Genomic DNA, 14,234 nt, shown 5'->3' with positions numbered 1-14,234 from the left:
GAGCAGAAGACGAGAGAGGTTGAGACATGGACGTCGCCGACGTGATGGCGGAGTTGCGCAATTCGGTCGGTTCCCGCGGGCTGGAGCGCGTCGAGGAGTGCCTGTGCATCCTCGTGGGCGAGCGGGCCCCGGAGTACCTGCACGAGGACCAGGAGCCGACCCGGCTGTTCTTCCCCGGCATCAGCGCCCTGCCGTGGCACGACGCCGCGGCCCAGCCGTGGACGGCGGGGATGGAGGCCTCGTACGACGCGATCAAGGAGGAGTTCCTGGCGCTCCGTTCGGAGCAGGCCAAGTTCGCGCCGTACGAGGACATGTACACGAAGGAACTGGGCTGGCAGGGCTGGGACACCTACCAGCTCTACCGCAACGGCACCTGGCGGGACGAGGTCCTCGAACGCTGTCCCGAGACCGCGAAGGCCGTGCAGTCGACGCCTCACGGGCCGCGCGACGGCATGTTCACCATCCTCAACCCGGGCGTCCACATCACCCCGCACACGGGCGGGGTCAACCTGCTGCTCACCGCCCACCTCCCGCTGATCGTCCCGGACGGCTGTGTGATCACGGTCGGCGACGACGAGCGGGGCTGGGAGGAGGGCAAGGTCATCCTCTTCGACGACAGCTTCATCCACGAGGCGGAGAACCGCGGCACGCAGCAGCGCGCGGTCCTGCTCTGGGACGTGTGGCACCCGGAACTCACCGAGGCCGAGGTGCGGGCGCTGGAGTTCCTGATGCCCCGGTTCCAGAGCTACCTGATGGCGGTCTGACACCGGCAGATCCCGACCGTCCCACCGAACCCACGCACCGGCGTGGCGCCGCACCCACCCCTGACGGAGAACACCTTGAACGCACAGCAGCTTCTGCCGGAACCCGATGACCGGGCCGACGTCGAAGGCCGGATCGCCGTCGTCGGCATGGCGGGCCGGTTCCCCCAAGCCGATTCCGTCGACGCGCTCTGGGAGCTGCTGGCGGCGGGCACCGAGGCGGTCAGTCGGTTCTCCGTCGAGGAGCTGCGCGCCGACGGGGTCGCCGAGGCCGAGTACGCCCACCCGCGTTACGTGCCCGCGAAGGGCGTCCTCGACGACGTCGCCGGCTTCGACTCGACGCTGTTCGGCTACGGCGCCCTGGAGGCCTCGGTCATCGACCCCCAGCAGCGCGTCTTCCTGGAGACGGCCTGGGCCGCCCTGGAGGACGCCGGGTGCGACCCCGACCGGGCCGCCGGGCCGATCGGGGTGTACGCGGGTTCGCTGCTGAGCACCTACCTCATCCACAACCTGCTCCCCCGCACCGATCTGCGGGAGAAGCTGGGTGTGCCGCTGCTGTTCCAGGGCAACCAGCCCGACCAGTTGGCGGCCCGGGCCGCGTACAAGCTCAATCTGCGCGGTCCGGCGGTGAGCGTGCAGACCGCGTGCTCCACCTCGCTGGTCGCGGTGCACCTCGCCGTGCAGAGCCTGCTCTCCCAGGAGTGCGACATGGCGCTCGCGGGCGGTGTGACGGTCACCGTGCCGAACCGCTCCGGCTACCTGCCGGTGGAGGGCGGCATCGAGTCGGCCGACGGCCACTGCAAGCCGTACGGGGCGGACGCGGCCGGCACGGTCTTCGGCAACGGCGCGGGCGTCGTCGTCCTCAAGCGGCTGGCCGACGCGCTGGCCGACGGGGACCGCGTGCACGCGGTGATCCTCGGTTCGGCCGTGAACAACGACGGCGCCGACAAGGCCGGTTACACGGCGCCGAGCGTGAGGGGGCAGAGCGCCGTGATCCGCGAGGCGCTGTCCGTCGCGGACGTGGCCCCGCGCAGCATCGGCTACGTCGAGGGCCACGGCACGGCCACGCCCATCGGGGACCCCATCGAGATCGAGGCCCTCACCGCCGCCTACCGGGCTGCCGACGACCGGCCGGACGCCGCGCCCGGGGCCTGGTGCGGGCTCGGTTCGGTCAAGTCGAACCTGGGCCACCTGGACACCGCGGCCGGGATCACCGGCTTCATCAAGGCCGTACAGGCACTGCGCCACGGCCGGATCCCGGCCAGCCTGCACGTCGACGCCGCGGCACCCGGCGCGGGGCTGTCGGACAGTCCGTTCTTCGTGCCCACCGACCTCGCCGACTGGCCCGTCACCGACGGTCCGCGGCGGGCCGCCGTCAGCGCCTTCGGGATCGGCGGCACCAACGCCCACGTCATCCTGGAGCAGGCGCCCGCGACGGCCGGCGACGCGCCGGCCGGGGCGCGGGCCGACGTACCGGTCGCGCTGCCGCTGTCGGCACGCACCTCCACCGCGCTCGACAGTGTCGCCGCCCGGCTCGCCGACCACCTCGCCGCGCACCCCGAACTCGCCCTCGCCGACGTCGCGCGCACCCTGCGCGACGGCCGGCGCCGGCTCTCGCACCGCCGGGTCGTCCTCGCCCGTGACACCGCCGGGGCCGTCGCGGCCCTGCGCGGCGGCGACCGCCGCGACCGCGTGGGCGCCCGCACCGGGCGCAGCGACGCGCCCGTGGCCTTCCTGCTGCCGGGGCAGGCCGCCCTCGTACCGGGCCTCGCCGACGGCCTGTACCGCGCGCACCCGGTGTTCCGCGAGGCGCTCGACGAGTGCGCGCGGATCCTGCGCCCGCACCTCGGCGCCGACCTGACGGAGCTGCTGCGGGACGGTGACGCGGATCAACTGCGCCGCACCTCGATCGTGCAGCCCGCCGTGGTCGCCCTGGGGTACGCCCTGTCCCGGCTGTGGGCGCACTGGGGCGTCCGCCCGACCGCGCTGCTCGGTCACAGCCTCGGCGAGTTCACCGCCGCCCTGCTCTCGGGGGTCGTCGCGCTGCCGGACGCGCTCGCGCTGGTCGCGACCCGGGGCCGGTTGATGGAGGAGATGCCGCCGGGCGCCATGCTCGCGCTGCCCCTGGGCGAGGCGGAAGCGGCGGGGATCGCCGCCGCCCACGGGCTGGACCTCGCCGCCGTCAACGGCCCGGCCGCCACCGTCCTGTCCGGAACGCCGGACGCCGTCGAGCGGGCCGCCGCCGCGCTCGCCGAGCGGGACGTGCGCGCGCTGCGCCTGCCCGTCGACCGGGCGTTCCACGGCGCCCCGTGCGGGCCGGCCGCCGCCCGGTTCGCCGAGGAGCTGGCCGCCGTGCCGTTGCACGCACCGGGCATCCCCTTCCTCTCCGGGGTCACCGGCGACTGGATCACCGCGGAGCAGGCCGGCGACCCGGCCTACTGGGCCCGGCAGATGCTCTCCCCCGTGCGGTTCCACGAGGGTCTGGGCCGGCTCCTCGCCCTGGACGAGGACCTGGTGCTGGTGGAGAGCGGCCCCGGCAGCGTGCTCACCGACCTGGTCCGCTCCGCGGGCGCGGGCCCCGTCGAGGGCGCCGCCGCGGCCCGGACCGGAGCACCCCGGATCGCACCGGCGCCGCTGCCCTCGCGGGGGCGCCGCTCGGCCGACGACGAACCGGCGAGCGCGGTCCTCTCCCTCGCCGGGCTGTGGGCCCACGGCGCCCCCGTCGTCTGGGAGCCCGCCGGAGTCGACGCGCACCTCACGGGCCTGCCCGGCTACCCCTTCGAGCGGCTGCCGCACTGGATCGAGCCCGGCCCGGCCGCCCCGACGGCGAGCGCAGCGTCCCCGGCCACCGCGCCGGCCACGGCCGGGGCATCGGAGGCCGACGCGGTGCACGCCCGCATCGCGTGGCGTCCGCTGGGCGCCGGGGTCGAGGTGCCGGCCGACCCGTTCGCGCGCCGCCAGACCTGGCTGGTCCTGTGCGACGCCGAGGGCGCCACGCAGCCGGTGATCGACCTGATCGCGGCGCGGGGACAGATCGTCACCGTCGTGCGGCCCGGCCCCGAGTACCGTCGGGTGCGCCGCGGCGTGTACGAGATCGACCCGGGCGACCCGAGCCAGTACGCGAAGCTGCTGGCCGACCTGCGCGGGCTGGTCCGCACCCCCACCGCGATCGTCCACGGCTGGGGCCTCGCGCCCGCCGCCGACGACCACGGGACACAGGGGTACTTCGGGCTGGTCCGGCTGGCCCGCGCCATGACCGAGGCGAGTGTCGTCAACGACGTGCGCCTCGGGGTCCTCACGGCCGGCGCGTTCCGCGTCCTCGACGGCGAGCGCCCCGACCCCGCGGCGGCCCTGCTCAGCGGCCCGGTGCAGGTGCTGCCCGAGGAGTACGCCAACCTCCGGTGCGCCCAGGTGGACCTCGCCCCGGGCGCCAAGCTCGACGCCGACTCGGCCCTCGACGTGCTCCGCGCGGTCGTCGCCGCCCCGGCCCGACTGCTCGCGCTGCGCGGCGCCGACCTGCTCACCCGCGCCGTCGAGCCCGCCCGGCCGGCCGGCCCGACGCCGTCCGCCGGGTCCGCGCCCGGCGCGGTCTGGGTCGTCACCGGCGGCTTCGGCGGCATCGGTCGTACGCTGGCCGGCCATCTGGCCCGTACGGCCGGAGCGCGGATCGCCCTGTTGGGCCGCCACCCGGTCACCGACGAGGACGGGGGGCCCGCCGCGGAGTTCGTCGGGGACCTGCGGGCGAGGGGCACCGAGGTGCTCTGCCTGCGGGCGGACGTCGCCGACGCGCACTCCCTCGCCGAGGCGCTGGACCGTGTGCGCGAGACCTTCGGCGGCATCGACGGCGTCGTGCACGCGGCCGGCGTCCCCGGCGGCGGTTCCGTGGAACTGCGCGACGACGACGAGGCCCGTGCGGTGTTCGCCCCCAAGACCGCGGGCATCCGCAACCTGCTCGCCGCCCTGCGGCCCGGCGAGGCGGGCACGCTGCTGCTCTGCTCCTCGCTGGCCACCCTCGTGCCCACGTACGGGCAGGCCGACTACGCGGCGGCCAACGCCTACCTCGCGGCGGCCGGCGAAGCCGAGGACGCGCGCGGCGAACGGCGCGTCATCACGGTGAACTGGGACATGTGGGCCTCGGTCGGCATGGCGAGCGAAGCCGAGGTCCCGGCCGACCTGCGCGCCCTCCAGGAGCGCATGCTCGCGGGCGCCCTCACCCCCGCCCAGGGGACACGCGCGTTCGCGGCGCTGCTCGAAGGCCCCGGCGGGCAGGGCGTGGTGGCCCGCGCCGGCGCGGAGGTCACGGACGACGGGACGCTGCGGCTGACCGCCGAACCGGCCGTCGCCCGCCCCTCGACCACCCTGCTGCCGCGCCCGGAACTGGCCACCGCCTACACCGCGCCGGGCACACCGACCGAGGAACGCCTCGCCGAGATCTACGGCGAGATGCTCGGCATCGACCGGGTGGGCATCCACGACGACTTCCTGGACCTCGGCGGTCATTCGCTGCTCGCCGCGCAGGTCGTGGCGCGGTTGCGCGCCGAGTTCGGGGTGGACGTGCCCGCCCGGGCCTTCTTCGAGGGCGGCCGTGTGGCCGATCTCGCCGTGGACATCGAAGACCGTATTCTCGCCGATCTGGAGAACCAGTGACCGACTCAGCAGGCCGCCCCCCGGCAGACGCCGGACGCGCGGAGCGCCTGGCCCGGCTCACTCCGGAACAGCGCGCCAGGTTCGAGGCGCGCACCCGGGGCAACACCGCCGGACAGAGCGCCCCGGTCGCCGTGCCGGTGACGCCGCGACGGGACGCGGACGCTCCCGCGCCGCTCTCCTTCGGCCAGGAACGACTGTGGTTCCTCGATCAACTCACTCCGGGACTCGGGGTGTTCAACGAGTACGTGGCGCTGAGGCTGACCGGTCCACTGGACCGGGCGGCGCTGGACGCGGCGCTCAACGGCCTCGTGGTCCGACACGAGGCGCTGCGCACCGTCGTCGACCCCTCGGGCGAACGGCCGGTACAGCGGGTCCTGGACCCGGCGCCGGTCTCGGGGCCCGGGTCGGAACCGGTGCTGACGGTGGTGGACCTCGATCCCGGTGCCGCAGGCGGAACGGACGCCGCCGAGCGGGAGTCGGCCGAGCGGGAGGCCCGCCGGCCCTTCGACCTGGAGGGCGAGCGGCTCTTCCGGGCGGTGCTGATCCGCTCCGCCCCCGACCGCGCCCTGCTGGTCGTGGTCAACCACCACATGGTGGGCGACGCCTGGTCCCGCGCCGTCCTGGTGGAGGAGTTGTGCGCGGGCTACCGCGCGTTCCGCGACGCCCTGTCCGGTGGCGCCGGCGGCCCGCAGGGCGGGGCCGGGCCGCTGCCCGTCCAGTACGGCGACTGGGCGGCGCGGCAGCGCGTCGAGCTCACCGACGAGGCGCTGGCGCGACCGCTCGACTACTGGCGCGAGCGGCTCGCCGACGCCCCTCCGCTGCTCTCCCTGGCCACCGACCGTCCGCGCCCCGCCACACCCACGCACCGCGGCGGTCGGGTGCACCTCACCCTGGACCGGGAGCTGACGGAGGGCATCGAGGAGGCCGCCCGACAGGCTCGGGCCACGCCCTTCATGGTGACGCTCGCCGCCTGGCAGGCGGTGCTGATGAGGCACTCCGGGCAGCAGGACGTCGTCGTCGGCGTGCCCACGGCCGGTCGGGACCGTCCCGAACTGGGCGGCATGGTCGGAATGTTCATCAACACCCTGGTGATGCGCACCGACCTGGCCGGGGATCCCACGTTCGGTGAGCTCGTCGGCCGGGCCCGGGAGACCGCGCTGGGCGCCCTCGCCCACGCCGAGGTGCCCTTCGAGCGGCTGGTCCGCGACCTCAGCCCTGACCGTGACCTGAGCCACGCGCCGCTCTACCAGGTGCAGTTCGGCTATCGCAACGTGCCCGAGCCCGTGATCTCGCTGCCCGACGTGGCCGTCGAACTCGTCGACCTGGACAACGGGCTGTGTCGCACCGACCTCAGTCTCGAACTCGCCCGCGCGGCGGACGTCACCACCGGCGTGTGCGAGTTCAGCGCCGACCTGTTCGACGCGGACACCGTGCGGTCCTGGACCGAGACCCTGGAGCGCGTTCTGCGCCGCGGTACGGCCGACCCCTCGCTGCGGCTCTCGGAGCTGCTGGCGCTCACTCCCGCCGAGGAGGCGCTGTCGGCGCTCGCCGGCGACGGCGGACCGCTGCCCGCGGACGCCGAGGACGTGCTCGTGTCCCTCGCCCGCGCCGTGCGCGAACGGCCGGACGCCCCGGCCCTGTCGGCGGGTTCGGACCCCGACGGGCCGGTGCTCGCCTACGGCGCGCTCGACGCGCGGATCGAGGAGATCCGGGCCCGGCTGTCGGCCGCGGGCGTCCGACCCGGGGACCGGGTCGGCGTCTGTCTGCGGCGCGGCGCCGATCTCGTCGCCGCGCTGTTCGCCGTGCTCCGGGCCGGTGCCGCGTACCTGCCGCTCGACCCGGGCTATCCGGCGGAGCGGATCCGCTTCGTCCTGGAGGACGCCTCCCCCTCGGCCGTGCTGGTGCACGCCGGGACCCGGGACGCCGTGCCCTCCGGGGCGCCGCTGCTCGACCTCGACGCGGCCGACACGGACACCGGGCCGCCCGCGCCCGCCGCCGACGGCGGGTCGCACGACCCGGAGGCCCCCGCGTACGTCATCCACACCTCGGGCTCCACCGGCAGGCCCAAGGGCGTGGTGGTGCTCCGGCGCAACCTCACGGCGTTCCTCGCGGCGATGGACCGGATCGTCACGGGCCGGGACGACGCGCCCGGTGCGGTCGGGGCGGACGCCGAGCCGATCACCTGGCTCGCCGTCACCAGCGTCTCCTTCGACATCTCCGTGCTGGAACTGCTGTGGACGATCAGTCGCGGTCACCGGGTGGTGGTGAGCCCCGACGCGGCGACCTCCGGGGTCGTCGCGCGCCGGGCCGAGGGGCCGGCGCAGACCGCGGTCGCGCCCGCCGTCGTACCGGAGTTCAGCCTCTTCTACTTCTCCAGCGACTCCGAGGCGCACGCCCCGGGGCCGGCCCAGTACCGGCTCCTCATGGAGGGCGCCCGGTTCGCCGACACGCACGGCTTCAGCTCCGTGTGGCTTCCGGAGCGGCATTTCCACGCGTTCGGCGGGTCCTATCCCGCGCCGTCGGTGCTGGCCGCCGCCCTGGCGCAGAGCACCGAACGGATCGGGATCCGGGCCGGCAGCGTGGTGCTGCCGCTGCACCATCCCGTCCGGGTCGCGGAGGAGTGGTCGGTCGTCGACAACCTGTCCGGGGGCCGGGTCGGTCTGTCCTTCGCCTCCGGCTGGCACGTGGACGACTTCGTCCTCGCCAAGGACGCGTACGAGGACCGGCAGAAGCTCATGGTCGAGGGCATCGACGAGGTGCGGCGGCTGTGGCGCGGTGACCGGGTCGCCTTCGAGGGGCCCTCGGGTCGGAGCGTGGACGTGGCGGTCATGCCGCGTCCGGTCCAGCCCGAACTGCCCTTCTGGCTCACCTCGTCCGGCAATCCCGAGACCTGCCGCAAGGCCGGGGAGATCGGCGCGCGGCTGCTCACGCACCTGCTCGGCCAGAGCGTCGAGGAACTGACCGAGCGGATCGCGATCTACCGCGAGGCCTGGCGGAGCGCCGGTCACGCGGGCGAGCCGCACGTGACGCTGATGCTGCACACGTTCATCGGGGACGACGCGCAGGACGTCCGGGCCCACGCCCGGCAGCCGTTCCGCGACTACCTGCGGTCCTCCGTCGGACTGATCGAGAAGATGGCGGCCACCCTCGGCATCGACGTACGCGCCGACGACTTCAGCGCCGATGACCAGGAGGCCCTGCTCGACCACGCGGCGGCCCGCTACCTCACCGACGGCTCCTTCATCGGAACCGTCGAGGACCGGCTGCCCCTCCTGGGGCGGCTCGCGGGCGCGGGCGTCGACGAGGTCGCCTGCCTCGTCGACTTCGGCGTCGAGCCGGACGCGGCGCTCCGCGCGCTCACCGGCCTGGCCGCGCTGCGTTCGGCGGCGCTGCACCGGTCCGACCCGGCGTCCCTCGCAACGGGGTCCGGGGACCCGGGCCCCGCGGAGGCCGAAGAGGTCCCGCTGACCTCGCTGATCCGCGCCCACGGCGTGACCCACCTCCAGTGCACCCCGTCCCTGGCACGCGTCCTGTTGGACGAGCCGGACGCCGGGGCGCTCGGCGGGCTGCGTCGACTCCTCCTCGGCGGGGAGGCCTTGGACGCGGACCTCGCGCGCCGGCTGCACGAGCACCTCACCGGCACGCTGCTGAACATGTACGGGCCGACCGAGACCACCGTGTGGTCCACCAGCGACACCGTGGACCCGGTGCGGGGCGCCGTCACCATCGGCCGCCCGATCGCCGGGACGACCGTACGGGTCCTGGACGAACACGGCCGCCGCACGCCCGTCGGCGTGCCCGGCGAGCTGTACATCGGCGGCGCGGGCGTGACCGCGGGCTACCTCGGGCGTCCGGAACTCACGGCCGAGCGCTTCGTGCCGGACCCCGCCGCGGCATCCCGCCCCGACGGCACGGGAACGGACGACGCCCGCCTGTACCGCACGGGTGACGTCGTCCGGGTGCGGCCCGACGGCCGGTTGGAGTACCTGGCCCGCAACGACGACCAGCTCAAGATCCGCGGATTCCGGATCGAGGCCGGCGAGGTCGAGGCCGCGCTGACCGCCGTGCCCGGCGTCCGCCAGAGCGTGGTGACCGCGCACGGGCTCGGCACGGCCCGGGCGTCCCTGATCGGGTACGTGGTGCCCGACTCCCCGGACTCCCCTCCGGCGACGGCCGACCTGCGCGCCGCACTGGCCGCCCGGCTGCCCGGCTTCCTCGTGCCCTCGCGGTTCGTCGTGCTGGACGCGCTGCCGTTGACGAGCAACGGGAAGGTGGACCGGGGAGCGCTGCCGGCGCCCGACACGGACCGCTCCGCCGGCGGCGCGTACGTCGCGCCCTCCACCCCCACCGAGGAGCGGATCGCGGCCATCTGGCAGCAGGCCCTCGGCATCGAACGGGTGGGCGTCCACGACGACTTCTTCGAGCTGGGCGGGCACTCGCTGCTCGCCACCCAGGTCGTCGCCGGGATCAGGCGCGCGTTCTCGACCCGGCTCCCGCTGCGCACCCTGTTCGAGGCGCCGACCGTCTCGGCCCTGGCCCGCGGCGTGGACGCGCAGGTGGACGGCACGGCCGACCCCGCCGACGACACGGAGCGGTCGGAGCGACCGGCGGCGCTGCTGCCGGATCCGGCGACCCGGCACGAACCGTTCCCCCTCACCGAGGTGCAGCGCGCCTATTGGATCGGCCGCAGCGGCGCCGTCGGCGGAGACGTGTCCTGCCACCTGTTCGTCGAGCTCGATGTCGACGACGTGGACCTGGACCGTCTCGAAGGCGCCTGGCGGTCCCTCGTCCGACGCCACGACGCCCTGCGCCTGGTCGTCGACACGGACGGCACCCAACGCATCCTCCCCGAGGTGCCCGACTACCGCATCGAGCGCGCCGACCTGCGGGCGCTGCCGGCCGCCGAGCGCGAGGCGCGGTTGCTGGCGATCCGCGACACGATGTCCCACCACGTGCTGCCCGCCGAGACCTGGCCGCTGTTCCAGATCCGGGCGAGCCACACCGACGGCGGCGGGGCCCGGCTGCACTTCAGCATCGACACGCTCATCGCGGACGGCGGCAGCGTACAGATCCTGCTGCGCGAGCTGCTCGCCGTCTACCGGGGCGAACTCGCTCCGCGCCCCATGGAGTTGTCCTTCCGCGACTACGTCATGGCCGAGCAGGCCCGACGCGCCGGGCCCGGGCACGAGCGGGACCTCGCCTACTGGCGCGAGCGGCTGGACACCCTGCCGCCCGCGCCGCCGCTGCCGCTCGTCAAGCAGCTCGGGGAGCTGGCCGAGACCCGCTTCCGGCGGCGCGAGGCGCACCTCCCGGCCGAGCTGTGGTCCCGGCTCAAGGCGCGGGCCGCCGCCGCCCGGATCACGCCGTCGGCGCTCGCCCTCGCCGCGTACGCCACGGTGCTCGGCACCTGGTCGTCCAGCGACCGCTTCACGCTCAACCTGACGCTCTTCAACCGGGTCGGCGACCATCCCGAACTGAACACGCTCGTCGGCGACTTCACCGCGCTCAGCCTGCTGGAGGTGGACCGCGCGACGGGCGGCTCCTTCGAGGAGCGGGCCCGCGCCGTGCAGGAGCGGCTCTGGGAGGACCTGGACCACCAGCTCGTCAGCGGCGTGCGCGTGGCCGGCGAACTGGCCCGCCGGCGCGGGGTGGCCGCGGCGGCCATGCCCGTCGTGTTCACCAGCGAACTCGGCGCGGCCGACGCGGGCGGCACCCCGCCGGCCGGGCTCGGAGCCCGGGTCGCGCACACCATCACCCAGACGCCGCAGGTCTGGCTCGACCACCAGATCAGCGAGGACGAGGGTCGGCTGCGGCTCACCTGGGACGCGGTGGAGGCGCTGTTCGCGCCGGGGACGCTGGACGACATGTTCGGCGCGTACACCGGGCTGCTGACCGCGCTCGCGACGGACGCCGACGCCTGGATCGACCCGCACCGCGAGGTGCTCCCCGACGACCAGGTCGCCCGGTACCGGGTGCTCAACGCCACCGACGGGCCGCTCCCGGAAGGCCTGTTGCACGAGCCGTTCCTCGACCGGGCCCGCCGCTCGCCCGGCCGTACCGCCGTGATCGCCGCCAACGGCACCGTCACCTACGGCGGGTTGGAGGAGGCCTCCCGGGCCGTCGCCCATGCCCTTCGCGCGGCCGGGGTCCGCCCCGGCGACGTGGTCGGGGTGATCGCGGACCGGGGTTGGGAGCAGATCGCCTCGGCCATCGGCGTGCTCCGGATCGGGGCGGCCTACCTCCCGTTGGACGACGGTCTGCCGGCGGCCCGCATCGCCGGTTCGCTGCGGCACGCGGGGGCCTTGGCCCTGCTCGTGCCCCCGGCCGCGTCCGTCCACGAGCGCGTCCCGGACGGCGTCGCCGTCGTCCGCTTCGACGAGGCCCTCGCGTCCGCCGGCCGCGACGCGGCGCTCGAACCGGTGGCGACGGATCCCCGCGACCTCGCGTACGTGATCTACACCTCGGGTTCGACCGGGGACCCCAAGGGCGTGATGACCGATCACCGGGGCGCCCTGAACACCGTCGTCGACATCAACGAGCGCTTCGGGGTGACCTCCGAGGACCGGGTGTTCGGGTTGTCCTCGCTCGGCTTCGACCTGTCCGTGTACGACCTGTTCGGCACGTTCGCGGCCGGCGCCACCCTGGTGCTGGCGGGACCCGGGGAGGACCGCGACCCGGTGCGCTGGAACCGGCTCGTCGGCGAACACGGCGTCACCGTCTGGAACTCCGTGCCCGCGCTCATGGAGATGCTGCTCGCCCACACGGCGGGCAACGGCGCGGCCACCGCGGAGAGCCTGCGCCTGGTCATGCTCAGCGGGGACTGGATCCCGGTGGGCATGCCCGACCAGGTCCGGGAGGTCGCCCCGAAGGCGCGGGTCGTCAGTCTCGGCGGCGCCACCGAGGCGTCCATCTGGTCGGTGCTGCATCCGATCGACCGCGTCGACCCGGACCGGTCGAGCATCCCGTACGGGCGGCCGATGCGGAACCAGACCATGTACGTCCTGGACGACGCGTTCCGGCTGCGTCCGACCGGACTGCCCGGCGCCCTGTTCATCGGCGGCGTGGGTCTGGCGGCGGGCTACCGCAACGCGCCGGAGACGACGGCGCGGGCGTTCCCCACGCACCCCGTGACCGGGGAGCGGCTCTACCGCACGGGCGATCTGGCCCGTCTGCTGCCGGACGGCGACCTGGAGTTCCTCGGCCGGCAGGACTCGCAGGTGAAGGTGCGCGGCATGCGCATCGAACTGGGCGAGATCGAGGCGGCCCTGGTGCGCACCGAGGGGGTGCGCGAGGCCGCGGCACTGGTCGAGGGCCACGGCACGGCCGCCCGCCTCGCGGCCTACGTGGTCCTCGACGCGGCCCGACCGTCGGACACCGCGGTCGGAGCGGGCGTGGAGGCGGGCGCGTCGGGTGTCTTCGGAGCCGAGCAGGCCCGGCTGCTGGAGCGGCGATTGAGCCAGCCCGGCCGTCGAGCCGACCTCGCGGGCCGTGAGATCCTCCCGTTCGTCCTGCCCGCCGACACCCTCGCCCTGCGGGCGTCGGCCGCCGGTCGGGGCGCGGCCGGTTCCTTCGGCGCCGGCCCCGTGCCCGCGGCCGACGTGTACGCGCTGCTGACGGCGCTCGCCCGGCAGGACGACGACGGCGTGCCCCGGTACGCCTTCGGCTCGGCGGGCGGGCTGTACCCCGTGCAGACCTACCTCGCGGTGGCGCCGGGCGGGGTCACCGGGATCCCGGCGGGCGTGTACTACCTCGACCCCGCGGGCCCGGCCCTGGTCTCGCTGGACGCTCCGGACGCCGGTCGGGCGCTGGCCCCGGAACTGTTCTCCGAGGCCAACCGGGCGCTCGTGGCGGGCGCCGGGTTCGGGATCTACCTGGTCGCCCGCGACCGCGCGGTGACACCCGTGTACGGCGAGCTGTCCGAAGGGTTCTGCCTGCTGGAGGCGGGTGCGATGGCGCAAGTGCTGCGTCAGCGGGCCGCCGACTGTCGCGTCGGGCTCTGTCCGATCGGTGACGTGCACGCGGAGCCGTTGCGCGCTCTGTTGCGGTTGGAGGAGGACCAGAGCGTGCTGCACACCCTGGTGGGTGGCCTGCCCTCGGGCGCCCCGGCCTCCGGGGCGGCGGACGACGCGCAGGACCGGGCGTCGGCGCTGCGCGCCGAACTGGCCGCGCGGCTGCCCGGGTACATGGTGCCGCAGCGGGTCGGCGTGATCGACGCGCTGCCGCTGTCGGCGAACGGGAAGGTGGACCGCAAGGCGCTGGCCGCGCGGGCGTCCGCCCCGGCGCCGACCGCGCCGGAGGTGGCCGTACGGGTCCCGGCCGCACGGGTCCCGGCCGCGGTGGCCCCGGCCCCCGTCGAGCGGGCCGTGTTGGTGGCACGTCCGACGGGCAACACCGTCGACCGGCTCGTCGCGTTGTGGCAGGAGGTTCTGGAGGGGCAGGAGTTGGGCATCGACACGAACTTCTTCGAGTCGGGCGCCACGTCCATCCACCTCGTCCGCGTCCAGCGCCGGGTCACCGAGGAGTTCGGGCGGGAGGTGTCGGTGGTCGAGATGTTCGACCGGCCGACGATCCGCCACCTCGCCGACCTGCTCGACCGGCCGGAGGCCGATCCGGCACCGGTGCGTCCCGCGACGCGTCCGGCCGATCCGGAGGCCGTCACCGAACCGCCCACCGGTACCACCAGTACCACCGGCACCACCGCCGACGAGTCGGTCACCGACCGCAGGCAGCACCACGAGAGGCGCCGCGCCGCCCGCCGGCGAGGCGGCTCCGGCACCTCGCCGGCCAACTGAGACCGACCGGCACCTCGCCGGTCGGTCCGATCCG

Annotated in this window: 3 protein-coding genes; all 3 read left to right on the top strand. The window is 75.1% G+C overall.

Going from position 1 to position 14,234, the window contains the following annotated elements; all coding sequences use genetic code 11:
• Nucleotides 1–26: 26 nt before the first annotated feature.
• The 3 genes from ACQEVM_RS12915 to ACQEVM_RS12905 all read left to right on the top strand — a co-directional run bounded on the left by ACQEVM_RS12915 (nucleotide 27) and on the right by ACQEVM_RS12905 (nucleotide 14,200).
• The gene (locus ACQEVM_RS12915; protein ID WP_433078076.1) at nucleotides 27–764 is read left to right on the top strand and encodes an aspartyl/asparaginyl beta-hydroxylase domain-containing protein; all 738 of its coding nucleotides are present in this window, start codon (nucleotides 27–29) and stop codon (nucleotides 762–764) included.
• 75 nt (nucleotides 765–839) lie between these two features.
• A complete protein-coding gene (locus tag ACQEVM_RS12910) occupies nucleotides 840–5,408 on the top strand; it encodes an SDR family NAD(P)-dependent oxidoreductase (protein WP_433078074.1) in 4,569 nt (1,522 codons plus the stop codon).
• Nucleotides 5,405–14,200 carry an amino acid adenylation domain-containing protein gene (locus ACQEVM_RS12905; RefSeq protein ID WP_433078072.1) on the top strand — a complete coding sequence of 2,932 codons (8,796 nt, stop codon included), beginning with the start codon at nucleotides 5,405–5,407 and terminating at the stop codon, nucleotides 14,198–14,200. The genes ACQEVM_RS12910 and ACQEVM_RS12905 overlap by 4 nt, the downstream gene beginning before the upstream one ends.
• Nucleotides 14,201–14,234 lie beyond the last annotated feature (34 nt).

Origin of the sequence: Streptomyces sp. CA-243310 (assembly GCF_050936775.1) — a bacterium.
GTDB lineage: Bacteria > Actinomycetota > Actinomycetes > Streptomycetales > Streptomycetaceae > Streptomyces.
Note: the sequence above shows the minus strand (reverse complement) of the source record. Positions and strands in the feature narration are given on the sequence as shown.